We start from the raw sequence: 21,497 nt of genomic DNA on the forward strand, positions 1-21,497 counted from the left end.
AAACGATGCGGCCAACCGAGGAATGGCTAGGATGGTGCGTAGCCGACGAGGTTTACTCCAGAGTCAACCCAGCCCGCAGACGAAATTCACTTTAGGAGTCAGCATGCCCATTGCAACCCCAGAGATCTACTCCGAGATGATCGACCGCGCAAAGACGGGCGGCTTCGCGTTTCCGGCCGTCAATGTCACCTCCTCCCAGACCCTGAACGCTGCCCTGCGCGGCTTCGCCGAGGCCGAATCGGACGGGATCGTCCAGGTGTCCACCGGCGGCGCCGCGTACTGGTCCGGTGCCTCTACCAAGGACATGGTGGCAGGCTCCCTGGGCTTCGCCGCTTTTGCCCGCGAGGTCGCGAAGAACTACGGCGTGAACATCGCCCTGCACACGGACCACTGCCCCAAGGACAAGCTGGACGGCTTCGTCCTGCCGCTGCTGGCCGCCTCCGAGGCCGAGGTCAAGGCGGGCCGCAACCCGCTCTTCAACTCGCACATGTGGGACGGCTCGGCCGAGACCCTGCAGGAGAACCTCAAGATCGCCCGTGACCTGCTGGCGCGCACCGCAGCCGCCAAGATGATCCTCGAAGTCGAGATCGGCACCGTCGGCGGCGAGGAAGACGGCGTCGAGAACGCCATCAACGAGAAGCTGTACACCACCGTCGAGGATGCCCTCGCCACGATCGACGCCCTCGGCACGGGCGAGAACGGCCGCTACATCACCGCCCTGACCTTCGGCAACGTGCACGGCGTGTACAAGCCCGGCGGCGTCAAGTTGCGCCCGGAAATCCTCAAGGACATCCAGGCGCAGGTGGGCGCCAAAATCGGCAAGGCGAACCCGTTCGACCTGGTCTTCCACGGCGGCTCCGGTTCCTCCGAGAAAGAAATCGCCGACGCCGTCTCCTACGGCGTGATCAAGATGAACATCGACACCGACACCCAGTACGCCTACACCCGCGCGGTAGCGGACCACATGTTCCGCAACTACGACGGTGTCCTGAAGGTCGACGGCGAGGTGGGCAGCAAGAAGCTGTACGACCCGCGCGTCTGGGGCGCCTCCGCCGAGGCCGGCCTGGCCGCCCGCGTGGTCGAGGCGGCGCAGCAGCTGGGCTCGACCGGAAAGACCTTCTAGCCGTGTCGGATGAGTTCCGCAAGAACCTGATGGGCCCCGAGCCCACGCTGCTGCCCGCCGAAACCGAGGTCCAGGCCGGCCTGGACGCCGGCCAGGAGGCGCTGGACCTGGTGGAGAAGCACCCGACGTCCTCGCTGCTCTGGGCCGTGCTGGCCGAGGAAGCGTGGGCCGAGGGCCGCACCATCGACTCCTACGCCTACTCACGGGTGGGATACCACCGCGGCCTGGATTCGCTGCGCCGCAACGGGTGGCGCGGCGCCGGCCCGATCCCCTGGGAACACGAGCCCAACCGCGGCTTCCTGCGCGCGCTGTACTCGCTGGGCCGTGCCTCCGCGGCGATCGGTGAGGCGGAGGAACCGGAACGGATCGAAAAGTTCCTCAAGGACTCGGATCCCACGGCCAAGGGGGCCATCGAAGCAGGCCGCTGACCGCCCCTGGTTTACGCAACGACAGCTCGAAACGTCGACGGCGGCCGGTCACCTTCTGCAGAAGGTAGCCGGCCGCCGTCGTTGGGTTACGCCGCCGCTAGCTGGCTTTGGCGAGTCCCGTGCGGGCCATCGCGTCCGCGTAGACGACGCGCATTTCTTCCAGGTACTGTTCCTGCCGCGCCGGGGTGCCGGCGAACGCGCGGCCGCTGAGCGAGCGGACCTTGTAGGTCTTCAGGCCGCGGCGCCAGATCATCGGCACCTCGGTCTTGAGCAGCAGGTTCGCCAGCCGGTTGGCTTCGGTTCCGTGCGCCACGATCACCGAGGCGCGCGGGACCAGGGCCAGGAACTTGAGCAACGGCTTGAGGCCGGCCGAGATCTGGTCCGGCGTGAACTTGCCGTTGGGCTCCCCGGGCACGTGCCACGGGTGGACGTTCCAGGGCATGACAAACTCGGGGCGGAGGCCCAGTTTCCACTGGATGCCGAGCATCCGGGTGACCGCTTCGTCGTCGCCGGGGGTGATGAAGCCGGACGGGTCGGCGGTGCCGATGTTCGAGTGCAGGCTGATAATCCGGCATTCATCAATGTCGTGCCCGGGATCCACGTAGGGGACTGTGGTGCCAGCTTTGGCCGCCTGCAGGGTATCGCACAACTCGTTTACCGGCGCCACACTGGCTTCGTAACGGCGGCTGAGGAGCTGTTCGTGGAAATTTTCTGTGGCCAGGGCTGTCATGTATTGCTGGGTCTCCTGCGGGTTTGGTCAAGCTGCCGCATCGCTCGCGGGCACGCCAAAAGAAGGCGCGCTACGGCCGGTGTGGTTGAAAATGTGGTGTGGACCGATGCGTGGTCGGCCGTTACCAGTCTATCAAGCCCTGCGTCCGGCGAACCCCGGGGATATCTTCGCGCCGGTGCCCGCGCCGGTGCCCGCGCCGGTTACCAGAGCCGCCTGGTGGCCCGGCGTGCCCCTTCGCCCAGCGCCTCAAGCTTGGCGACGGCGATCTGCGGGTGGACCCGGCCGCCGAGCCCGCAGTCCGTGGAAGCGATCACGTTTTCCCGGCCCACCAGTTCGGCGAAACGGACAATCCGGTCCGCGACCAGGTCAGGGTGCTCCACGACATTGGTGGCGTGGGAGACCACGCCCGGAATGATCGACTTGCCCTCGGGAAGCTTGGTGTCCTGCCAGACCCGCCATTCGTGTTCGTGCCGGACGTTGGCCGCCTCGAAGGAGTAGGCCCCGGCGTTGATCTGCAGTACGGAGCCGAGGATGTCCGCGAACGGGATGTCCGTGGTGTGCGGTCCGTGCCAGGAACCCCAGCAGACATGCAGCCGGATCTGGTCCTGCGGCAGGTCGCGCAGGGCCCAGTTGGTCGCCTCCACGCGGAGTTGGATGAACTTCAGGTAGTCGGCCAGGCTCGGCTCCGGGTTGATTTGGTCCCAGCTCTCGGCCAGCGACGGGTCATCGAGCTGGACGGTCAGTCCGGCGGCGATGATGGCCTGGTATTCCTCGCGCATGGCGTCGGCGCAGGCGTAGAGCAGTTCCTCATCGTTTTTGTAGTACTCGTTGGCCACCCGGGCGCAGGAAGCGGGAGAGAGGGACGCGATGAACCCTTCGGCGAGGCCCGCCGCGGCCAGGCCGGCTTTGAGGTTGGCAATGTCAGAGGCCACCAGGTCCTGGCCGGTGTAGGTCAGCGGCCCGGCGATCTTGGGCTGGGTGACACTCCTGCGGTGGGAAAGGATCCCGGAGGTGGGGTCGTTGTAGGCGTCGCCGAACTTCTGCCGGTCGCGGCGGTCCGGAAAGGAGGTCAGGACGATGTGCCCGGGTGAGGAACGATGCACCTGGGAGTCGGACCAGCGGTCCACCTCGGTCGGTTCCAGGCCGCCGAGCCGGGAGAAGGAGTAGTTCCACCAGGCGCCGTAGTCCACCTGGCTGGACATGGCGTGGCCGTATTCGCCGTCGTTCGCAATGTCGATCCCCAGGTCCTTCTGGCGCTGCACCACGTCCACCACGGACGTCTCCAGCAGATCCAGGAACTCGGGGGTGACGCCGTCTTTTTCTTTGGCCTCGTTCGCCGCGATCAGCTCCGGGGTGCGCGGCAACGAGCCGGCATGGGTGACGCGGATGTGGTCGGTGTTCTGGGGCATGGCGCGGTTTCCTTCCATCGGTCCTGGCAGTAGCACCGTGGAGTCACCGCACCGCCGGAGGCAGGCCATGACCGGCCGGTTGCTGCGGCGTCAACGGTCCAGGTCCCTCGGCCGCTCGGGATGGTCAGTCCCAGTTAATTGCAGGGACCGGCGAGTGGCAAATAGCCGCCGGATTGTGTCGCGGCGATGCTCAGCGCGTTAACCGGCGCCCGGTGATGACGGCGGCCGCCGCCAGGACCGAGCACACCGCCATGGACACCGCCATCGGGGTGGCGCTGTGCTGCCCGGCCACGCCGGTCAGCGGGGAAACGAGGCCGCCGAGGAGGAACTGGACGAGCCCGAGGACCGCGGAGCCCGCCCCGGCCCGGCCGGGAACGCGGCCCTGCGCCAGCGCCGTGGCGTTGCCCATGATGAAGCCGAGACAGGACTGGGTGAGGAACAGGTGCAGCAGCGTGGTCCAGCCGGTGACGCCCGCCAGGACCAGCAGCAGCCCCGCGAGATTCACCGCGCACATCACCACGATGGCAGTCCGCAGGAGCACGGCAGGCTCCACCCGGTCCACCAACCTGGTGTTGACCAGCGCGCCGATGATCATGCCGCAGGCATTGACCGCGAAGATGACCGAGTAGCCCAGGGCGGAGAAGCCGAGCACGTTCTGCACCACAAAGGAAGACGCCGAAATGTAGGAGAACAGGGTGCCGAAGCTGAAACCGAACGCCAGCGCGTAGGCCATGAAGGAGGGGGTGCCCAGCACGGATCGGGACGCCTCAGCCACGGCCTTGAGGCCGCCGCGGCGTCGGCGGTGCGGCGGCAGGGTTTCCGGGACCACCAGCACAGAGCAGGCCAGCATCAGCCCGCCGAAGCCGGTCAACACCCAGAAGACTGCCTGCCATGGGGCCACGGTAGCGATCACCCCGCCGAGCAGGGGCGCGACGACCGGCGCCAGGGAGGTGATGGTTGCCATCATCGAATACAGCTTCGCGGCAGCCCGGCCGGCGGCCAGGTCCGAGACGACGGCCCGGGCGATCACCACGCCGGCGGCCCCGGCCACACCCTGGAGTGCGCGCAGGGCCAGGACCAGTTCGATGCTGGGTGCCAGCGCGATCGCCACCGAACTGAGCAGGAAGAGCGCATTGCCGGCCACCATCAACCGGTGCCGTCCGAGCACGTCCGAAATGGGCCCGAGCAGGAACTGGCCTACCGCCATCCCCACCATGTACGTGGTCAGGGTCAGCTGCACCGCGGAGGTCGGTGTCCGGAAGAATGCCGCCATCCCCGGCATGGAGGCGAGGTACATATCTGTCGCCATCGGGCTGACGGCGCTGAGGATCCCCAGCGCCACGACGAGCAGGAGCCGGTCCTTTCCGCCCCGGAGGTTCAGGCGGGACCGGAACTGGTCCTTGTCGTGGGGCGAATCCATGGAATTTTCTCTCAGCTGCGGTCCGGACAGTGGTCTCAAAACCCTAATTGAACACCAGCGCAGGTCCGCAGGCTAAACTTGGGTGGTAAGAGCCCCGGACTCTGGCGTTGATGGTACAGATCGTAGTGGTACCGCGCACAGCGGCAGAGTCGGGGCATTCTCATGAACGGTGTTGAGCTGCGGTGACCGCCCGGTGGAACTGACCGGTGGATCACAGCAGTCCGGCCCGAACGAATGGGGGAGGATCCCATGCCAGCAATCGTGATCGTCGGAGCCCAGTGGGGCGACGAAGGCAAAGGTAAAGCCACCGACCTGCTCGGCGGCCGAGTCGACTATGTGGTCAAGCCGAACGGCGGCAACAACGCCGGGCACACCGTCGTCGTGGGCGGTGAGAAGTATGAGCTGAAGCTCCTTCCGGCCGGCATCCTGAGCCCGAATGCGGTCCCGGTGATCGGCAACGGCTGCGTGGTGAACCTCGAGGCCCTGTTCCAGGAGATCGACGGCCTCGAGGCCCGCGGCGCGGACACCTCGAAGCTGCGCGTCTCCGCCAACGCCCACCTCGTGGCGCCTTACCACCAGGTGCTGGACAAGGTGACCGAACGCTTCCTCGGCAGCCGCGCGATCGGCACCACAGGCCGCGGCATCGGCCCGGCCTACATGGACAAGGTGGCCCGCCTCGGCATCCGGGTCCAGGACGTCTTCGACGCCTCCATCCTGCGGCAGAAGGTCGAAGGCTCGCTGCGGCAGAAGAACGAACTGCTGGTGAAGGTCTACAACCGCCGCGACATCGAGGTGGACGAGATCGTGGACTACTTCCTGTCCTTCGCCGAACGCCTCCGCCCGCTGGTTATCGACAGCACCTTTGTGCTGAACAAGGCGCTGGACGAGGGCAAGGTGGTCCTGATGGAAGGCGGCCAGGCCACGTTCCTGGACGTCGACCACGGCACCTACCCGTTCGTGACGTCCTCCAACCCGACCGCCGGCGGCGCCTGCGTGGGCTCGGGCATCGGCCCCACCCGGATTTCCCGTTCAATCGGCATCATCAAGGCCTACACCACCCGCGTCGGGGCCGGCCCGTTCCCCACCGAACTGTTCGACGAGATGGGCGTGTACCTGCAGAAGACCGGCGGCGAGTTCGGCGTCAACACCGGCCGCCCGCGCCGCTGCGGCTGGTACGACGCCGTGCTGGCGCGGCATGCCTCCCGGGTGAACGGCTTCACGGACTACTTCGTCACCAAGCTGGACGTGCTCACCGGGATCGAGCAGATCCCGGTCTGCGTCGCGTACGACGTCGACGGCGTCCGGCACGACGAGATGCCGATGACCCAGACCGAGTTCCACCACGCGAAGCCGATTTTCGAATACTTCGAAGGCTGGACCGAGGACATCACCGGTGCCCGCACCCTGGCCGACCTGCCGGAAAACGCGCGCAACTACGTCCTGGCACTCGAGAAGCTCTCCGGCACCCGGTTCTCCGCGATCGGCGTCGGCCCGGACCGCGACCAGACGATCGTGATCAACGACCTGATCAACGACTAGGGCCGGCTCCCGCTACCCACTACTCTTAACCCCCGACGACGGCGGCGGCCCACCTTGCGAGGTGGGGCGCCGCCGTCGTTTAAGCGCCGCTGTCTCCCGCCGGCTGGCTGCGGGGAAAAGAAAAAAAGAAATTTCCGGTTCCGGCGTAACCTTTCGCGTTCCCCGGGCGATTACCCCTGTGTAAGCGCCGCCCGGAACCGGGTTCCCCCACCAGCACCGGCCGGCCGCTTCAGGGAAAGATCCCGGGCGCCTGCCCCATCGGGCGCCGACGGGACCTCGACTGCAAGTGCGGGCCGGCGCCTGCCCCCATCAGGCGCCGGCCGGCCTTCAACCAACCAAAGGATGTTCGTTTTTCATGAAGAGTGTTAGCAAAACCACCAAGATTGCTGTCGGCGCCGCCATTCTCGCGGTCGGAGGATTCTCCGGGATCGGCCTGGCCAACGCGGCCCAGGTTTCCAACACCCAGCAGGCCGAAGTGAACCACGCTACGCCCGCCACCCCGGCCGTTCCCGCGACGCCTGCTGTCCCGGCGACACCGAAGCTCCCCGCCGTCCCTGCCGTGCCGGCCACCCCCGCCGTTCCCGCCGCGCCGGCTACCCCCGGCCTCGACGGCTCCGCCAAGGGAGCAGCCAACGTCAAGGGCGCCGGCGCCGCGGCTGAGGGCACCGTTGCTGCCGACGCGGATGGCGTCACCGTCGACGGTGCGGCCAACGCCAAGGGCGCCGCCCAGGCCAAGGCCCACGCCGGCGTTACCGTCGCCGTTCCGGGCGTCAAGGGCGTCCCGGCGGTACCCGCCGTTCCGGCCCAGCCGTCGGTCGAGCTGCCCAAGCTCGACAAGTAAGCACACCGCCTCCCTGCGGAGGTGACGGGGTGCGGCCGCTAGACTTAGCGGCCGCACCCCCTGCAGTAAACGGAAGGACGCCCCTTGGCAGACCCGCTGAGCGATGACGAGCTGTCAGCAGCTCTCGCCGGCGACCCGTCAGGATTCAGCGCCGTCTACACCGCGCTCGCGCCGGCGGTGCTTGGTTACTTCCGCGCGAAGGGCGTTGACGATGCCGAAGCCCTGACCCAGGACGTCTTTGTTGATGTGCTGCCGAAACTGGAGCGAATTACCGGCGGCTACCAGGGCCTGCGGACTTTTATCTTTTCGGTCGCCCACGCCCGTCTGGTCGACCACTACCGGCGTTCCGAGCGGACGCCCTACTTCGCCGAATATGACCCCCTCAATGACGCGCGGTACGCCGCGTCCGCCGAGGACGAAGCCCTGGGCGCCCTCGGCGGCCTGTCCCACACGCTTTCGGCGCTCAATGACGAGCAGCGGGAAGTCCTGGTCCTGCGGATCGTCGCGGACCTCTCCATCGATCAGGTTGCCGGAATCCTGGGCAAGACGCCCGGCGCCGTCAAGCAGCTTCAGCGACGCGGACTCAACGTCCTGCGTGAGCTGGTAACCGAAAAGGACCACGCAGCATCATGACCGGCACGCCCACACCCCAGCAGGATGCCCGCATCCAGGCGATGCTTCACGACTCCGGCCTTGAATCTTCCGTCGAGCTCCGCGGAACGCTCGAGCAGCTCCTGGCCCTGGTGCCGGACCAGGCCCCGGCCCCCCGCGCCGACCTTGCAGCGCTGCTCGCTTCCGGCTCAACCCCCGCCGCGGACCGGACGCACGTCGTAACCCTGCCGGCCGGCGTCAGCAGCCTGGCCGACCGCCGCCGCGGCCACCGCCGCCGGCTGGCCCTGGTCGGTGGAGCCGTGGTCGGTGCGATGAGCCTGGGCGCCGGGGCCGTCGCGGCCGCCAACCCGGATCTCCGCGACCAGGTGGGCCACACCATCGGCGTCATCTTCCAGTCGCCGCAGCCCGCCCCCGCGCCGCAGCCGGCGGTGCCCGCCCCGGCGCCGGCGTCGCCGGACACGGTTCCGGCCGTTCCCGTGGTGCCGTCGACCGGCCCCGCCCACCCGCCGCCCAACGCCTCGACCGCTCCGGCCGCGCCGCCGTCGTCCGCGGTCACCGGCCGGACCCCCGCGCACCCGACGCCCGCCCCGCCCGCGGTGGGGCGCGGCGGCGTCCTGCCCACGCCCCCGCAGCGGCCCGTCGTACCAGGGCTGCCGGGCCAGCGCGGCAAGGGCATTCCGGCCACCCCGCTGCCGACGGTTCCCGCGATCCCGGAACTTCCGAGCGCTTTGCCCGGCTCCTAGCCGGCCAGCCCCGGCACCACACACCTCCCCTCACGCCCGCGGCTTAACCCAGTCAGCTCGCAGCTGATGTCGTTCTGAACGGTCAAAACGACATCAGCTGCGAGCTGGTTTGGGGCGGCCGGGGACCTAGGCGAGGACCTGGCGCCTGGCCGAAATCACCCCGGTGTCGAAGCCAGCCAAGTGCAGGCCGCCGTGGAAGCGGGCGTGCTCGATCTTCACGCAGCGGTCCATCACGACGTCGAGCCCGGCGGCCTCGGCTTCCTTGGCCACGTCCTCATGCCAGGAGCCCAGCTGCAGCCAGAGCGTCTTGGCCCCGACGGCGATAGCCTCCTCCAGCACACCGGGCAGGTCGTCATGTTTGCGGAAGACATCGACGATGTCCGGGCTCTCCGGCAGGTCGGCCAGCGACGCGTAGGTCGGCTGGCCCAGGATCTCCTTGACCACCGGGTTCACGAAGTACACCGTGTACCGGGTGGAGGACAGCAGGTACGTCGCCACGAAGTAGCTGGCCCGGGACGGTTTGTCCGAGGCGCCCACAATCGCGATCGACTTCGCCTGCCGGAGCAGGGTCAGCCGCTCCGGCGCGGACGGCCCGGTCCAGGTACGCTCTTCAACAGTCATCAGTTCGCTCCGATCGTGCAGGCTACAGCCTCTGATGCGCCGCGGGCGGATACATCGGCGGCCTGCTCTGTCGCCGCGTCCAGCGCCTGGTCCAGGTCCCAGAGGATGTCTTCGATGTCCTCCAGGCCCACGGAAATCCGGACCAGGTCTTCGGGGACGCCGGCGGCGTCGAGCTGTTCCGGGCTGAGCTGCTGGTGCGTGGTGGACCCGGGGTGGATGACGAGGGTCCGGGAGTCGCCGACGTTGGCCAGGTGCGAGGCCAGCTGCAGGGACTCGATGAACTTTTGTCCCGCGGCCCGGCCGCCCTTCACGCCGAAGGAGAACACTGAACCGGGGCCCTGCGGCAGATACTTCTGCGCCCGTTCGAAATGCGGGTGCGAGGGCAGGCCCGAGTAGTTGACGTAGGCCACGCGTTCGTCCGCTTCGAGCCATTCGGCGACGGCCTGGGCGTTCGTCAGGTGCTCGTCCAGGCGCTGTGCGAGGGTCTCGACCCCCTGCAGCAGCTGGAACGCCGACTGCGGGGACAACGCCGGGCCGATGTCGCGCAGCTGCTCGCAGCGCAGCTTGGTGAGGAAGCCGTACTCGCCGAAGTTCCCCCACCAGGAGACGTTGCCGTAGGAGGCGACCGGCTCGGTCATGGTCGGGAAGTTGCCGTTGCCCCAGTTGAACCGGCCGCTCTCGACGATCACGCCGCCCAGGGTGGTGCCATGGCCGCCCAGGAACTTGGTGGCGGAATGGATGACGATGTCCGCCCCGTGTTCGATGGGCCGCACCAGGTAGGGGGTGCTCAGGGTGGCGTCCACGACCAGCGGAATGCCGGCGTCGCGGGCCACCTTTGCCAGCCCCTCGAGGTCCTGGACTTCCGAGGACGGGTTGGCCACCACCTCGACGAAGATCGCCTTGGTGTTGTCCTGGACCGCGGCGGCGTAGTCCGCCGGGTCGGTGCCGGCGACGAAGGTGGTGTCCACGCCGAAGCGCCGCAGCGTGACGTCCAGCTGGGTTACCGTGCCGCCGTAGAGCTGGGAGGCCGCGACGATGTGGTCGCCGGACTGAGTGAGCGCGGCGAACGTGATGAACTCGGCGGCCATGCCCGAGGACGTGGCCACCGCGCCGATCCCGCCCTCGAGCGAGGCGATGCGCTCTTCGAACGCGGCCACCGTGGGGTTGCCGATCCGGGAGTAGATGTTGCCGTACTTCTGCAGCGCGAAGAGGTTCGCGGCGTCCTGGGTGTCTTTGAACACGAAGGACGTGGTCTGGTAGATCGGCACGGCGCGGGCGCCGTGTTCGGCGTCGGGGGTGCCGCCGGCGTGCAGCGCGCGGGTGCGGAATCCAAACTTGCGGTCAGCCATTACGCGCTCACCAGCCCGGTGGTTGCGCTGGCCGAAGCCACCGGGGTGCCGGACAGGTCCAATTCGGTGCCGTGTTTACGTGCCAGGTCGGCCTCCAGCTCGCGGACGATCGGCAGGATGTCCTTGCCGAACGCGGCAACCTCCTCCTGGAAATGCAGGTAGCAGGTCAGCAGCAGGTTCACGCCGATCTTCTTGTACTCCACGATCCGTTCAGCGATCTGCTCGGGGGTGCCGATCAGCTGGGTCTTGAAGCCGTCGTTGTACTGGATCAGATCCTCGAAACTGGAGTCGGCCCACATGCCCTTGCCGTCATTGGTGGAGGCCCCGGCCTCCTGGACGGCGGCGCGGAAGCCTTCGACGGCAGGCTTGTGGGCCTTCGCCACGATTTCACGGAGGGTTTCCCGGGCTTCCTTTTCGGAGTCGCGGGCAATGACGAAGCCGTTGAGGCCAAACTTCGGGGCGGCCAGGGCGCCCTCGGTGCCCCGGCGAGCCTCGGCTGCGGAGGCGACGACGCCGGCGATGTTCTCCTTGAAGCCCTCCAGGTCCTTGCCGTTGGAGAAGTACCAGTCCGCCACCCGGCCGGCGGTGGCCTGCGCCGCGGTGGAGTTGCCGCCGAAGAAGATTTCCGGGTGTGCCCGGCCCGGCACGTCCACCGGGGCCGGCTGCAGCGTGAAGTCGGTGATGTTGTAGTACTTGCCGGACTGGCTGTAGTCCTGCTCGGTCCACAGGCCGCGGAGGACGCGGATGAACTCCTCGGTCCGGACGTAGCGCTCGTCGTGGTCGAGCCACTCGAGGCCAAAGTTCTCGAATTCCGCCTTGAGCCAGCCGGAAACGATGTTCACTGCGGCCCGGCCGTTGGAGATGTGGTCCGCGGTGATGATGAATTTTGCCAGCACCCCGGGGTGCCACATGCCCGGGTGCACGGCCGAGATCACCTTGAGCCGTTCGGTCGCGGCCAGCAGCGCCAGGCTGAACGAGGTGGCTTCATGCTGCTTGTCGGCGCCGTAGGAGGCTGCGTACCGGGTCTGGGTCAGGGCGTATTCGAAGCCCGCGTCCTCGGCGATCCGGGCCAGTTTCTTGTTGTAGTCGAAGTCCCAGCCGGTGCGCTGCTCGATGGTGGAGACCACCAGGCCGCCGGAAACGTTCGGGACCCAATAGGCGAACTTGAGCGGTTCGGACAGGCGAGCGACGTCACTGATGTCAGTCATGAGTGTTCCTTACTTCTGGGTGTTTCGGGACCGCAGGACATCCTGGATGTCCGCGATGGATGGTTCGTTCTGGAGCGAGGTGGTGTCCCCGAGTTCGGTTCCTTCGAACAGCTGGGTCAGCAGCCGTCGCATGATCTTGCCGCTGCGCGTCTTCGGCACATCAGGAACGACGACGACGTCGCGCGGCTTAGCAATCGGCCCGATCTTGTCGGCGACCCAAGCCCGCAAATCGGCGGTAATTTCCTCCGTAGCCGCGCATCGCGCGAGCGAGGAACGAGCGAGTGTGTCTAAGCGGCGGGAGGGAATTACTGCCGATTCGCGAAGGACCACGAACGCGACGATGGCGTGCCCGGTCTTGGGGTCCGCGACGGGGCAGACGCCGGCCTCCACCACGTCCGGATGCGAGACCAGGGCGGACTCGATTTCGATCGTCGAGAGCAGGTGGCCGGAGACGTTGAGGGTGTCATCGACCCGGCCGAGGATCCAGATGTCGCCGTCGTCGTCGTACTTTGCCCCGTCGCCGGCGAGGAACCAGCCCTGGGCCGCGTATTGCCGCCAGTACGAATCGAAGTACCGCCGCGGGTTGCCCCAGACGGTCCGGGCGATGGCCGGGCCGGGGGAGTCCACCACGATGAAACCCTGGACGCCGGGCGGAACGGTGTTGCCGGCCTCGTCCACGATCCGGGTGCCGACGCCGGGCAGCGGCCGGGCCGCGCAGCCGGGCTTGAACTCGGTGTCGGTCGGGGCGGGGGACAGGATGGTGGCGCCGGTTTCGGACTGCCACCAGGTGTCCACCACGGGGGCGGTGCCGGCGCCGACGTTGTCGCGGAACCAGCGCCACGCCTCCGGGTTGACGGCCTCGCCGACGGTGCCGAGCAGGCGGATGGAGGAAAGGTCGTAGCGGTCCGGGACGCCGTCCGGGAACCAGCCCATCAGCGAGCGGACCAGGGTGGGCGCGGTGTAGTACTGCGTGACCCGGTAGCGTTCGATGATTTCGAAGTGCCGGCCCGGGTGCGGGGTGTTGGGGGTGCCCTCGAAGATCACCTGGGTGGCGCCGTTGGAGAGCGGTCCGTACAGCTCGTAGGTGTGCGCGGTGACCCAGGCCAGGTCGGCCGTGCACCAGTGGACGTCCTGGTCCCGGAGGGCCGGGTCCGGGTTGCTGAAGAGGTGCTCGAAACTCCACGAAGCCTGCGTCAGGTACCCGCCGGACGTGTGCACCAGGCCCTTGGGCTTGCCGGTGGTGCCGGAGGTGTACATGATGAACAGCGGTGTCTCGGCGTCGAACGCCTCCGGTTGGTGGACGGCGGACGCCTGCCCGACGGCGTCGTGCCACCACACATCTCGGCCGGCGGTCATCGGCACGGTGCCCAGCTCCCCGGCCGGGGTGGTGCGGTTCACCACCAGCACATGCTCGACGGCGTTGTCCCCGGCGACGGCGGCGTCCGCGTTGCCCTTGACCGGGACTGCTACGCCGCGGCGGAACTGGCCGTCCGTGGTCACAAGCAGCTTGGCGCCGGTGTCCTCGACCCGGAACCTGAGTGCCTCCGCGGAGAAGCCGCCGAACACGAGGGAGTGGATGGCGCCGATCCTCGCCACCGCCAGCGTGATGATGACCGTTTCGGGGATCACCGGCAGGTAGATGACCACCCGGTCGCCCTTGCCAATGCCGAGGCCGAGCAGGGCGTTGGCTGCCTTGGAGACCTCGCGCTGCAGGTCTGCGTAGGTGATGGTGCGGCGGTCGCCCGGTTCGCCCTCAAAGTGCAGGGCGACCCTGTTCCCGCGTCCCGCCGCTACATGGCGGTCAACGCAGTTGTAGGCAACATTCAGTTTGCCGCCCTCGAACCAGCTGATCTGCGGGCCCGTGCCGGCGTCGACGTCGGCCGGGACGCGGCGGTAGGCGGTGTGCCACGGCTTGCCGGTGTTGCCTGCCCCGGAACTGCTGCCGGGATGCTCGGCCCAGTCCAGGCGGAGCGCTGCCTGTTCCCAGAACGCGATGCGCTCGGCTTCTGTCTGCGGAATCCGCACGGCCGGGTCCGTCAGTGTTACGCCCATCGTTTTACCGCCCATTTCTCGGCCAGGCCCAGCAGGGCGTCAGTGATTTTGCCGATCACGGCGAGCAGCACGATGGCCAGCAGGAGCCGGTCGGTGCGGCCGTTGTTCTGGGAATCGGTCAGCAGGAAGCCGAGCCCCATCGAGGAGGCGATGAGTTCGGCCGCCACCAGGAAGAGCCAGGCCTGGGCCAGCGCCAGCCGGAGCCCGGAAAAGACCGCCGGCACCACCGCCGGGAGCTGGACCGTGGTCAGCAGCTTGACGCCCTTGAGGCCGAAGGCGCGGGCGGCTTCGACCAGGTTCCGGTCCACGTGGCGCAACGCCAGTGAAACGGTGGTGAACACCGGGAAGAACGCGCCGATCAGGATCAGCGTGACCTTCGAGTCCTCGCCGATCTTCATCCACAGAATCAGCAGTGGAACCCACGCCAGGGACGGCACCGCGCGGAGGGCGCCGATGGTGGGGGCGAGCAGCGCGTCAGCGAACCGGGACAGGCCCACCAAGGATCCAAGCGCCAGCCCCAAGGCGGCGCCGGCGGCGAAGCCGATCAGCACGCGCTGGGTGGAAATCGCGATGTGCAGCCCGAGTTGACCGCGTTGGAGCAGGTCCAGGCCCGCCTCCAGCACCATGGCCGGCGGGGGAAGCTGCACCACGCTGAACAACCCGGCGGCCGTGGACAGCTGCCAGACGGCCAGCACCGCCGCCGGAATGATCAATCCAAAGAGCAGACGCGCCCAGCCGTGGGCCAGGATCCCGGCGGGGGACCATCCGTTCGCCGGAGAGCCGGCTCCGCCCTTGACGGGGGAGTTCGGCTGGGCGGCGTCTGCCGGAGTTGCGGGGACGGCTGCAGCGCGCCCGTCCGCAACATTGTTGCCGGTGAGGTAAGGATTTCCGAGGTGCGCCATCAGGAATCCTTGATGGCGGAGGCGTCCGCCTTCTTCACCAGCGAGTCATCGAGAAGGGAGGCGACGGCGTCGTCGATCTGCTTCTGCGTCTGGACGTCGCCGGTCTCCACGAAGGTCGGACCGATCTTCGCGAGGACCTTGCGCTGCGCTTCGCCCGGCGCAGGGTTGACGTTGAGGTTGCTGCGCTCCAAGACCACGGTCTTCGCAACCGCGAGGTCCAGCCCGGCGGCGTCGGCGAGGATCTGCGCGGTCTCCGCCGGGTTGGCCGCAGCCCAGGCGCGGGCCTTCTCATAGGCGTTGACGACTGCCTGCGCCTGCTTCGGCTTGTCCTTCAGAAAGGATTCCGTGGCGTTCAGGAAACCGTAGGTGTTGAACGAGAGGTTCCGGTAGAAGAGCTTGGCGCCCTTCTGCTCAGCCCCGGCCATGATCGGGTCCAGCCCGGACCAGGCCTCCACCGAGCCGTTCTCCAGTGCGGTGCGGCCGTCCGCGTGCTGCAGGTTCTGCACGGTGACGTCCTTGGCCGACAGCCCGGCCTCGGTCAGCGACTGGAGCAGGAAGAAGTACGGGTCGGTGCCCTTCGTCGCGGCCACCGACTTGCCCTTGAGGTCCGCCACGGTGTTGATGCCGGAACCGGCCTTGGTGACCAGGGCCGCCCATTCGGGCTGGGAGTAGATGTCGATGGTCTTGATCGGGGAACCGTTGGCCTTGGCCAGGAGTGCCGCCGAACCGGCCGTGGACCCGATGTCGATGGCACCGGACCGCAGGGCCTCGTTGGCCTTGTTGGAGCCGGCGGACTGGACCCATTTGACGGTGACGCCCTGGTCCTTCAGCGACGCCTCGAGCCAGCCCTTTTTCTTGATCACGAGGCTCAGCGGGTTGTAGGTGGCGAAGTCGATGTTCAGGGTGCCGCCGGCCGCGGCACCGCTCGCGGCCGGCTGTCCGCCTGAGCCCTCGCCCGCGACGCAGCCGGTGAGCGTGAGGGCGGCGGCCACGGCCACGGCGGTGAGGACGGAGCGGCGGGTTGCGGGGCGGGAGTTGGTGCGGGCGAGAGCCATGGAAGTTCCTTTGAACACGGTACGGAGGTAAAAGAAGGTAGGGCGGACTGCGGGCGCGGTGGTTGCGGCAACGTCCGGAGGGCGGCGGCAGCGGCGCTTAGTGGCCGCCGACGCCGAGGCTCGCCAGGAGCGAGGCCCGCATTCGGGCGAGTTCGGCGGACGCCCGGTCCCGGGGCCGGTCGCCCGGAACCACGACGGTGCGCACGATGGTGGCGCCGGCGGTTTCGGCGCCGGCGGCGGTGGCGGCGGCGGGTCCGGCCGGTTCCGCTGCGGGCTGGTCCGCGTCCTGGCCGAGGACGATGATGCGGTCGGCCAGTTGCAGCGCCTCGTCGACGTCGTGGGTCACCAGCAGGACGGTGGTGGGTTCGGCCCGGTGCACCTCCAGGAGCAGGTCCTGCATCTTGATCCGGGTCAGGGCGTCCAGCGCGCCGAAAGGTTCGTCGAGCAGCAGGACGCCCGGGTTGCGGGCCAGGGCGCGGGCCAGCGAAGCGCGCTGGGCCATGCCGCCGGAGACCTCGCGCGGCCGGTGCTTGGCGAAGTCCTGCAGACCCACCAGTTCGAGGAGCCGGGCCACCTTGGCCTTGCCCTCCCGGGCGCTCGCTCCGGTGGGCAGTCCGATCGCGATGTTGGCCTGCAAGGTGTGCCACGGCAGCAGCCGCGGCTCCTGGAAAGCGAAGGCGCAACGCGGGTCCACGCCCTGGACAGCTACGCCGTCAATCGCCACGCTTCCGGCGCTCGGGGCATCGAGGCCGGCGGCAGCGCGCAGCAGGGTCGACTTTCCGCAGCCGGACGCACCGAGGATCGCCAGGACTTCGCCGGCGCGGACGTCAAAGTCGACGTCGCGCAGGACGGTGTGGGCGTCGGCGCCGGAGCCAAAGGATCGGCGCAGGCCGCGGAAGGCCACCGGAAGGGCGGAAGAGGCGGTGGCCCTGCCGGCGGCGGAGTCCGTGGACGCGGCAGTGGAGAAGGGGGACAGGACAGCAGTCATAGGAGCACTCCATCGGTCCTGGCAGTAGCACCCTACGGAACCGAGCCTCCGGTCCGGGTGGTCAGTCCGGCCGTTCCCGTGGCTCGTTGCCTTGATATCGGCGGACTCCCGGGCGGAGTTCCGACGACCAGGGTTGCTGCGGCTTCATTGATCCAGGTCTCTCGGCCGCTCGGGATGGTCACTACCCACTAAAACGGAAATGCCGGTTTCGCTCAAGTTTGCCGCGTAATATTCGGACACCTGGCTTTCCGGCGGGGGTTGCCGGTCAATAGTTCGGCGCGGCCACGGGGCCGCCAGTCGGTCGCCGGCCTCCCCGCCGCGCCAGCCGCAGGCCTCCCCGGTGCGCGGGCCCGCGCCCCGGCCGGTGGACGTAGGCTGGGCAGATGAACCACGTGAACGATCCGGCAGTCATCGAACGGCTTCTGCGCAGCAGGGGCAGGTGGGCGATTGTGGGCCTGAGCACCAACGAGTGGCGCGCCGCCTATGACACGTCGCTGTTCATCCGTGACCTGCTGGGCATGGAAATCATTCCGGTGAATCTTCCCGGCGATCCGGTCCACGGCGAGCAGGGGTATGCACGGTTGGCGGACATCCCGGCGGAGCGGCCGCTCGACGTCGTGGATTGCTTCGTCAACTCTCAGCGGGTGGGGGACGTCGTGGATCAGGCGATAGCGGCCGGCGCGAAAGCGGTCTGGCTGCAGTTGGGCGTGATTGATGAGGCAGCGGCGGAGCGGGCCAAGGCCGCCGGCCTGGATGTCGTCATGAATGCCTGCCCGGCGCGCGAAGCGCCCCGCCTCGGCCTCTGACCGGACCGGCCTCTGACCAGACACGCCGCCGATCAGACCGGCCTCTGACCCTGCTCCGGCCGGCCGCTGCCGCCGTGCTTAGCTCCGGGCGAGCTGCGGGTAGTGACGCTCGGTCACGTCCGGGTGCGCCCGCATCCTGCCCTTGAGCATGTTCAGCCCGAAGGAGGCCAGCATCGGGTTGCTGGGATCATCCGAAAGCCCGCGCGCCTGCGCCTTCAGCTCGGGCGGCAGCGGCACCGGGTCAATCACCGCATCCAGCCGCGGCGACCAGAAGAACGGCACGGAATAGCGGTCCACGCCCGGCGGCGGCGCCTTGACCCGGTGAATGGTCGCGGCGAGGTAACCCTCGGTGGCGACCTCCAGCATCTCGCCGAGGTTTACCACCAACGCTCCCGGGATCGGCTGCACGGTGGCCCACTCGGTCGTCCCCGGCGGCAGCACCTCAAGGCCGCCCACTTCGTCCTGAAGCAGGAGGGTGACAAAGCCGTAGTCGGCGTGTGATCCGACGCCCTGGTCACCGGCGGCTTCCACCACCCCGCCGACGTAGTGCACCAGCTTGCCCATCCAGGCCGGCTCGTCGCCGAACGGGGCGTCGAAGTGGTCCTCCGGCAAGCCGATGGAAACCGCGATGCCGCGGAGCAGTTCCATCCCGACGCCGGACATCAGCTCTGCCCAGTTCATCGCGGCCGGCCTGAGCTCCGGCATGGCCTGGTCCGGCCAGAGGTTGGGGCCCTGCAGCAGCCAGTACGGCTGGTCCGCGGGGTAGTCGTTGACGGGTTCGCGTTCGGGCGAGTAATCAATCTGCTCCCGCGCATCGGCCCTGCCCTGGGTGATTTCGGTCCCCATCCGGGTGTAGCCGCGGAAATGCCGGGAGAGCCGGTTGTCCAGTTTCATCCGCTCCTCAAGCGGGAGCCCGAAGAATCGCCGGAGCAAGCCCAGCAGCTCCTCGGCCTGCCCCGGCGCGGCGCCGTAGCCGGTGATTTGGAAAAATCCAACGTTGTGTGCAGCGTTCCGCAGCTGGTCGATAAATTCCGGACTGAAGGAACCGTCGGGAAGGCGCGCGGTGCTCAGATCCAGAACGGGAATGGTCGCCGGTTGGTGTGACATATTCGCAGGCTAGCACCGCCCCGGCGGCCGGGGGGAGGCCGTGTTGAGCCGGGTTTCGTTGCTTTACGGCATGTGACGGGGGGCTTCCCAGACGGGGTGCGCCCGTGCAAGATTCGTCGGGTAACCATCCCGAGCGGCTGAGAGATCTGGCTCTGTGACGCCGCAGCAACCCGTGGGTGGTGGCAGGGACAATCTTCGGGAGCGCCGCCACGGAGCGGTCTGGAATGTGCTGCTGAACGCGGTGTCCACGCATAGCCCCGCCATTATGCGGACAGGATCGTGGGGGACGTCGAGGTGAACGGGAGAACACCCGAAGGGCTGCGCATCACTGGCGACATCCGCACCGCCCCCTAGACGGACCGTCGCCGGGTGGCCTTGTTGTTCTGCTAATCTGCGCGTGGCCACTTTCTCAAACCTGGGACCGAACATGTGTGAGCACCACCCCAAACCGCATCAGACACCGCTTCCGACACCGCTGCCGCGCAGGGCCGCACTGGGGTTTCTGGGCGCCTCGCTGGCGGGGCTGCTGGGGGCGTGCGCAAATCCGGTCAGCCCGGCGTCGTCGCCGGTTGGGACGGCGCCTGGGACGGCGCCGGGGCCGGCCGTGCCGCAGGGAACGCCGGCGGGCGGGCCAGGGGCAGCCACGGCGGTGCCCGCCCCACCTGCGCATGCCGTCCGGTCGCGGAGCCAGCAGGTGCCGGAGCTCCCCGAGGGCAACCCCACCCGCCGCGGCCGGGCCCGCTACACGCCGGACTTCAAGCTGCCTCCCGTGCAGAACGGACTGGCCCCGGTGCTCACGCGGATTGTGACAAAGCACCCGGTCGTGTTCCTGACCATCGACGACGGCGTCACGAAGACACCCGAGATGGTGCGGCTGATGGCGGACTACGACTACCCGGCGTCGATTTTCCTGACCCGCAACTTCGTCCAGGACGCGCCGGACTTCTTCAAGCAGTTCGCCGCCCAGGGCAGCCTGGTGGAGAACCACACGGTCAGCCACAACATCAACATGGTCAGCCAACTCGGCTACCAGCAGCAGCTCAACGAAATCACCGGCATGCAGGACTACGCCCAGCAGCAGTTTGGCCGCCGTCCCACCCTGTTCAGGCCGCCCGGAGGCGCCTACTCCACGACTATGCGGCAGGCCGTGGCGGCCGCCGGCCTGAAAGCGGTGGTCACCTGGGAAGCCAAGGCCAACGCCGGCCGCATGGACTACCAGTACGGCAACGCCCTGCGCCCCGGCGACATTGTGCTGATGCACTTCCGGCCCGAGTTCGCCGCCGACCTGGCGGCCTTCCGGGCCGCCCAGCTTGCCGCCGGGCTGGAAGTGGTGCTGCTGGAGGACTTCCTGGGCGTGGCCTGACCCGGCCGGTTGTCCTCCTTCGCGCGGGGATTCCAGCGCTTGCCCTAGCCGCCCGGACCCCGGCTACTTAGACTATCTAGGTGTGGGACGAAGTTCGGCGCACGGACAGCTTGACCTCCTGCTTGTTGGCTCGCTCAGTGCGGGCGAGGCACACGGCTACGCACTCATCGCACGTATTCACGAGCGCAGCGGCGCCCGCCTCGAGCTCCAGGAGGGCTCGGTATACCCCGCGCTGCACAAACTCGAGGCGGCAGGCTGCGTCGCCAGTCGCTGGGCGGATGTCGCCGGTGGCCGCCGGCGCGTCTATGCGCTCACCAAGGCCGGGCGCTCCGAGCTGGCCCGCAGGGCGGAGGAATGGAAAGGCTTTTCCGTGGCCGTGCAGGGCGTTCTAGGGACGACGTGATGAGCGCAGAGAATGGTGCCGGCACCGAAAAGGGTCCCATCGACGCGTATCTGGACGAACTTTTCGTGGCCGCGCACGACGGCGATCCCACCGCCGCGCGACGGCTCCTCGCCGAGACCGAGACGCACCTGCGCGAATGCGCCGCCCGGCTCCGCGGCCAGGGCCTCGACGCCGGTGACGCGGAGCGCGAGGCCGTCCGCCGCTTCGGCCCGGTGGGCACGGTGACGCAGGTCCTGCGTCCGTCACTTCGCGACGTCGCCCGGCTTCCGTTGCGTGCCTTCGTGCGCCCCGTGGTTGGCCTCGCGGCGGTCGGCGCGATCGCCGTCGGCGTGAGCGGCGCCATATCGGAGTTGTTCGGCCGGATCTGGGGTGCGGGTTTCGTTGCCGGCGACCTGCCCGGCGTCGCCTACACGGCCGCCAGGTGCGCGGTGCTCCAGGCCCCTTACCCTGGTCTGGACTGTGCCCGGGCCGCCGCCGAGCATCATTGGGGTGAGGTGGTGGAATACCGCGTGGTCCTTGGGATGCTGGGCCTGGTTCTCCTGCTCGTGTGGCGGCTCCTGCCCCGTGAAGCCGCGCTGCCGCCGGGCCTCGCACCCGCGCTCGCGGCCGTGGCCTTCCTGCTCGCCGCCGCAGGGGCTGGCTTCCAGGCCCTCAACGCTGCCGTCCAGGGCTGGTCCGGCACAGGCGCGGGGCTGAGCGCCGTCGTCGTCGCCCTGCCCCTCGCCGTCGTCTTCGCTGCAGCCGCCCTGCGCCGGATGCGCGTAAGGCCCGGTTCATAACACCGCCCATTGACGGCCT

Annotated in this window: 21 protein-coding genes and 1 riboswitch; of the genes, 10 read left to right on the forward strand and 11 right to left on the reverse strand. The window is 68.4% G+C overall.

Going from position 1 to position 21,497, the window contains the following annotated elements; translation table 11 throughout:
* Window positions 1-103: 103 nt before the first annotated feature.
* Entirely contained in the window at window positions 104-1,123 is a 1,020-nt protein-coding gene (gene fbaA / locus AC3ANP_RS06990) for a class II fructose-bisphosphate aldolase (protein ID WP_488332602.1), read from the forward strand.
* Window positions 1,124-1,125: 2 nt separating this feature from the next.
* Window positions 1,126-1,551 carry a DUF3151 domain-containing protein gene (locus AC3ANP_RS06995; protein ID WP_488332603.1) on the forward strand — a complete coding sequence of 142 codons (426 nt, stop codon included), beginning with the start codon at window positions 1,126-1,128 and terminating at the stop codon, window positions 1,549-1,551.
* A gap of 97 nt (window positions 1,552-1,648) precedes the next feature.
* On the opposite strand, the gene AC3ANP_RS07000 is transcribed toward AC3ANP_RS06995, so the two are convergent.
* From AC3ANP_RS07000 to AC3ANP_RS07010, 3 genes are all read right to left on the reverse strand, one after another.
* Window positions 1,649-2,281, reverse strand: coding sequence for a uracil-DNA glycosylase family protein (locus AC3ANP_RS07000; protein WP_488332604.1), 633 nt, complete (start codon window positions 2,279-2,281; stop codon window positions 1,649-1,651).
* 200 nt (window positions 2,282-2,481) lie between these two features.
* On the reverse strand, window positions 2,482-3,690 hold the full coding sequence (locus AC3ANP_RS07005; protein WP_488332605.1) for a cobalamin-independent methionine synthase II family protein: 1,209 nt from the start codon (window positions 3,688-3,690) through the stop codon (window positions 2,482-2,484).
* Between the two features lie 11 nt (window positions 3,691-3,701).
* A riboswitch (SAM riboswitch) is annotated at window positions 3,702-3,817 on the reverse strand.
* A gap of 63 nt (window positions 3,818-3,880) precedes the next feature.
* Window positions 3,881-5,110, reverse strand: a complete 1,230-nt coding sequence (locus tag AC3ANP_RS07010) for a multidrug effflux MFS transporter (protein WP_488332606.1) — start codon at window positions 5,108-5,110, stop codon at window positions 3,881-3,883.
* Window positions 5,111-5,359: 249 nt separating this feature from the next.
* Between AC3ANP_RS07010 and AC3ANP_RS07015 the strand changes: the two genes are divergently transcribed.
* From AC3ANP_RS07015 to AC3ANP_RS07030, 4 genes are all read left to right on the forward strand, one after another.
* On the forward strand, window positions 5,360-6,649 hold the full coding sequence (locus AC3ANP_RS07015; RefSeq protein ID WP_488332607.1) for an adenylosuccinate synthase: 1,290 nt from the start codon (window positions 5,360-5,362) through the stop codon (window positions 6,647-6,649).
* A 355-nt stretch (window positions 6,650-7,004) separates the two neighbouring features.
* Window positions 7,005-7,490 (forward strand): hypothetical protein, encoded by a 486-nt coding sequence (locus tag AC3ANP_RS07020; protein WP_488332608.1) that lies wholly within the window; start codon window positions 7,005-7,007, stop codon window positions 7,488-7,490.
* An 84-nt stretch (window positions 7,491-7,574) separates the two neighbouring features.
* A complete protein-coding gene (locus AC3ANP_RS07025) occupies window positions 7,575-8,123 on the forward strand; it encodes an RNA polymerase sigma factor (RefSeq protein WP_488332609.1) in 549 nt (182 codons plus the stop codon).
* Window positions 8,120-8,845: a hypothetical protein gene (locus AC3ANP_RS07030; RefSeq protein ID WP_488332610.1), complete on the forward strand. Its 726-nt coding sequence runs from the start codon at window positions 8,120-8,122 to the stop codon at window positions 8,843-8,845. Before AC3ANP_RS07025 ends, AC3ANP_RS07030 begins: the two co-directional genes overlap by 4 nt.
* Before the next feature lie 126 nt (window positions 8,846-8,971).
* On the opposite strand, the gene AC3ANP_RS07035 is transcribed toward AC3ANP_RS07030, so the two are convergent.
* The 7 genes from AC3ANP_RS07035 to AC3ANP_RS07065 form a co-directional block, all read right to left on the reverse strand.
* Complete coding sequence (locus AC3ANP_RS07035; RefSeq protein WP_488332611.1) at window positions 8,972-9,466, reverse strand: CoA-binding protein; 495 nt, start codon at window positions 9,464-9,466, stop codon at window positions 8,972-8,974.
* Window positions 9,466-10,815 carry an O-acetylhomoserine aminocarboxypropyltransferase/cysteine synthase family protein gene (locus AC3ANP_RS07040; protein ID WP_488332612.1) on the reverse strand — a complete coding sequence of 450 codons (1,350 nt, stop codon included), beginning with the start codon at window positions 10,813-10,815 and terminating at the stop codon, window positions 9,466-9,468. The genes AC3ANP_RS07035 and AC3ANP_RS07040 overlap by 1 nt, the downstream gene beginning before the upstream one ends.
* A complete protein-coding gene (gene sfnG, locus AC3ANP_RS07045) occupies window positions 10,815-12,023 on the reverse strand; it encodes a dimethylsulfone monooxygenase SfnG (protein WP_488332613.1) in 1,209 nt (402 codons plus the stop codon). Before sfnG ends, AC3ANP_RS07040 begins: the two co-directional genes overlap by 1 nt.
* Before the next feature lie 9 nt (window positions 12,024-12,032).
* Window positions 12,033-14,075 (reverse strand): acetate--CoA ligase, encoded by a 2,043-nt coding sequence (gene acs, locus AC3ANP_RS07050; protein ID WP_488332614.1) that lies wholly within the window; start codon window positions 14,073-14,075, stop codon window positions 12,033-12,035.
* Window positions 14,066-14,977: an ABC transporter permease gene (locus AC3ANP_RS07055; RefSeq protein ID WP_488332615.1), complete on the reverse strand. Its 912-nt coding sequence runs from the start codon at window positions 14,975-14,977 to the stop codon at window positions 14,066-14,068. The genes acs and AC3ANP_RS07055 overlap by 10 nt, the downstream gene beginning before the upstream one ends.
* Window positions 14,977-16,032 (reverse strand): aliphatic sulfonate ABC transporter substrate-binding protein, encoded by a 1,056-nt coding sequence (locus AC3ANP_RS07060; protein WP_488332616.1) that lies wholly within the window; start codon window positions 16,030-16,032, stop codon window positions 14,977-14,979. Before AC3ANP_RS07060 ends, AC3ANP_RS07055 begins: the two co-directional genes overlap by 1 nt.
* Before the next feature lie 97 nt (window positions 16,033-16,129).
* Complete coding sequence (locus AC3ANP_RS07065; protein WP_488332617.1) at window positions 16,130-17,020, reverse strand: ABC transporter ATP-binding protein; 891 nt, start codon at window positions 17,018-17,020, stop codon at window positions 16,130-16,132.
* 383 nt (window positions 17,021-17,403) lie between these two features.
* Here AC3ANP_RS07065 and AC3ANP_RS07070 point away from each other — a divergent pair, with 383 nt between their 5' ends.
* Window positions 17,404-17,826 carry a CoA-binding protein gene (locus AC3ANP_RS07070; RefSeq protein WP_488332618.1) on the forward strand — a complete coding sequence of 141 codons (423 nt, stop codon included), beginning with the start codon at window positions 17,404-17,406 and terminating at the stop codon, window positions 17,824-17,826.
* A gap of 78 nt (window positions 17,827-17,904) precedes the next feature.
* On the opposite strand, the gene AC3ANP_RS07075 is transcribed toward AC3ANP_RS07070, so the two are convergent.
* A complete protein-coding gene (locus tag AC3ANP_RS07075) occupies window positions 17,905-18,933 on the reverse strand; it encodes an isopenicillin N synthase family dioxygenase (protein ID WP_488332619.1) in 1,029 nt (342 codons plus the stop codon).
* 694 nt (window positions 18,934-19,627) lie between these two features.
* On the opposite strand from AC3ANP_RS07075, the gene AC3ANP_RS07080 reads away from it, so the two are divergent.
* The 3 genes from AC3ANP_RS07080 (at window position 19,628) to AC3ANP_RS07090 (ending at window position 21,478) form a co-directional block, all read left to right on the forward strand.
* The gene (locus AC3ANP_RS07080) at window positions 19,628-20,296 is read left to right on the forward strand and encodes a polysaccharide deacetylase family protein (RefSeq protein ID WP_488332620.1); all 669 of its coding nucleotides are present in this window, start codon (window positions 19,628-19,630) and stop codon (window positions 20,294-20,296) included.
* 82 nt (window positions 20,297-20,378) lie between these two features.
* Entirely contained in the window at window positions 20,379-20,699 is a 321-nt protein-coding gene (locus AC3ANP_RS07085; protein ID WP_488332621.1) for a PadR family transcriptional regulator, read from the forward strand.
* Window positions 20,699-21,478: a hypothetical protein gene (locus AC3ANP_RS07090; RefSeq protein ID WP_488332622.1), complete on the forward strand. Its 780-nt coding sequence runs from the start codon at window positions 20,699-20,701 to the stop codon at window positions 21,476-21,478. Before AC3ANP_RS07085 ends, AC3ANP_RS07090 begins: the two co-directional genes overlap by 1 nt.
* Window positions 21,479-21,497: the final 19 nt, after the last annotated feature.

The organism is Arthrobacter sp. JB02-1C, assembly GCF_057748045.1.

Bases quoted from the DNA above. Each gene is read 5' to 3' on its own strand.
- AC3ANP_RS07030 (WP_488332610.1), top strand. From the start codon at position 8,120: ATGACCGGCACGCCCACACCCCAGCAGGATGCCCGCATCCAGGCGATG.
- AC3ANP_RS07000 (WP_488332604.1), bottom strand. From the start codon at position 2,281: ATGACAGCCCTGGCCACAGAAAATTTCCACGAACAGCTCCTCAGCCGC.
- AC3ANP_RS07060 (WP_488332616.1), bottom strand. From the start codon at position 16,032: ATGGCTCTCGCCCGCACCAACTCCCGCCCCGCAACCCGCCGCTCCGTC.
- acs (WP_488332614.1), bottom strand. From the start codon at position 14,075: ATGGGCGTAACACTGACGGACCCGGCCGTGCGGATTCCGCAGACAGAA.
- AC3ANP_RS07065 (WP_488332617.1), bottom strand. From the start codon at position 17,020: ATGACTGCTGTCCTGTCCCCCTTCTCCACTGCCGCGTCCACGGACTCC.
- AC3ANP_RS07035 (WP_488332611.1), bottom strand. From the start codon at position 9,466: ATGACTGTTGAAGAGCGTACCTGGACCGGGCCGTCCGCGCCGGAGCGG.
- AC3ANP_RS07040 (WP_488332612.1), bottom strand. From the start codon at position 10,815: ATGGCTGACCGCAAGTTTGGATTCCGCACCCGCGCGCTGCACGCCGGC.
- fbaA (WP_488332602.1), top strand. From the start codon at position 104: ATGCCCATTGCAACCCCAGAGATCTACTCCGAGATGATCGACCGCGCA.
- AC3ANP_RS07055 (WP_488332615.1), bottom strand. From the start codon at position 14,977: ATGGCGCACCTCGGAAATCCTTACCTCACCGGCAACAATGTTGCGGAC.
- sfnG (WP_488332613.1), bottom strand. From the start codon at position 12,023: ATGACTGACATCAGTGACGTCGCTCGCCTGTCCGAACCGCTCAAGTTC.
- AC3ANP_RS07070 (WP_488332618.1), top strand. From the start codon at position 17,404: ATGAACCACGTGAACGATCCGGCAGTCATCGAACGGCTTCTGCGCAGC.
- AC3ANP_RS07090 (WP_488332622.1), top strand. From the start codon at position 20,699: ATGAGCGCAGAGAATGGTGCCGGCACCGAAAAGGGTCCCATCGACGCG.
- AC3ANP_RS07005 (WP_488332605.1), bottom strand. From the start codon at position 3,690: ATGCCCCAGAACACCGACCACATCCGCGTCACCCATGCCGGCTCGTTG.
- AC3ANP_RS07075 (WP_488332619.1), bottom strand. From the start codon at position 18,933: ATGTCACACCAACCGGCGACCATTCCCGTTCTGGATCTGAGCACCGCG.
- AC3ANP_RS07020 (WP_488332608.1), top strand. From the start codon at position 7,005: ATGAAGAGTGTTAGCAAAACCACCAAGATTGCTGTCGGCGCCGCCATT.
- AC3ANP_RS07010 (WP_488332606.1), bottom strand. From the start codon at position 5,110: ATGGATTCGCCCCACGACAAGGACCAGTTCCGGTCCCGCCTGAACCTC.
- AC3ANP_RS07015 (WP_488332607.1), top strand. From the start codon at position 5,360: ATGCCAGCAATCGTGATCGTCGGAGCCCAGTGGGGCGACGAAGGCAAA.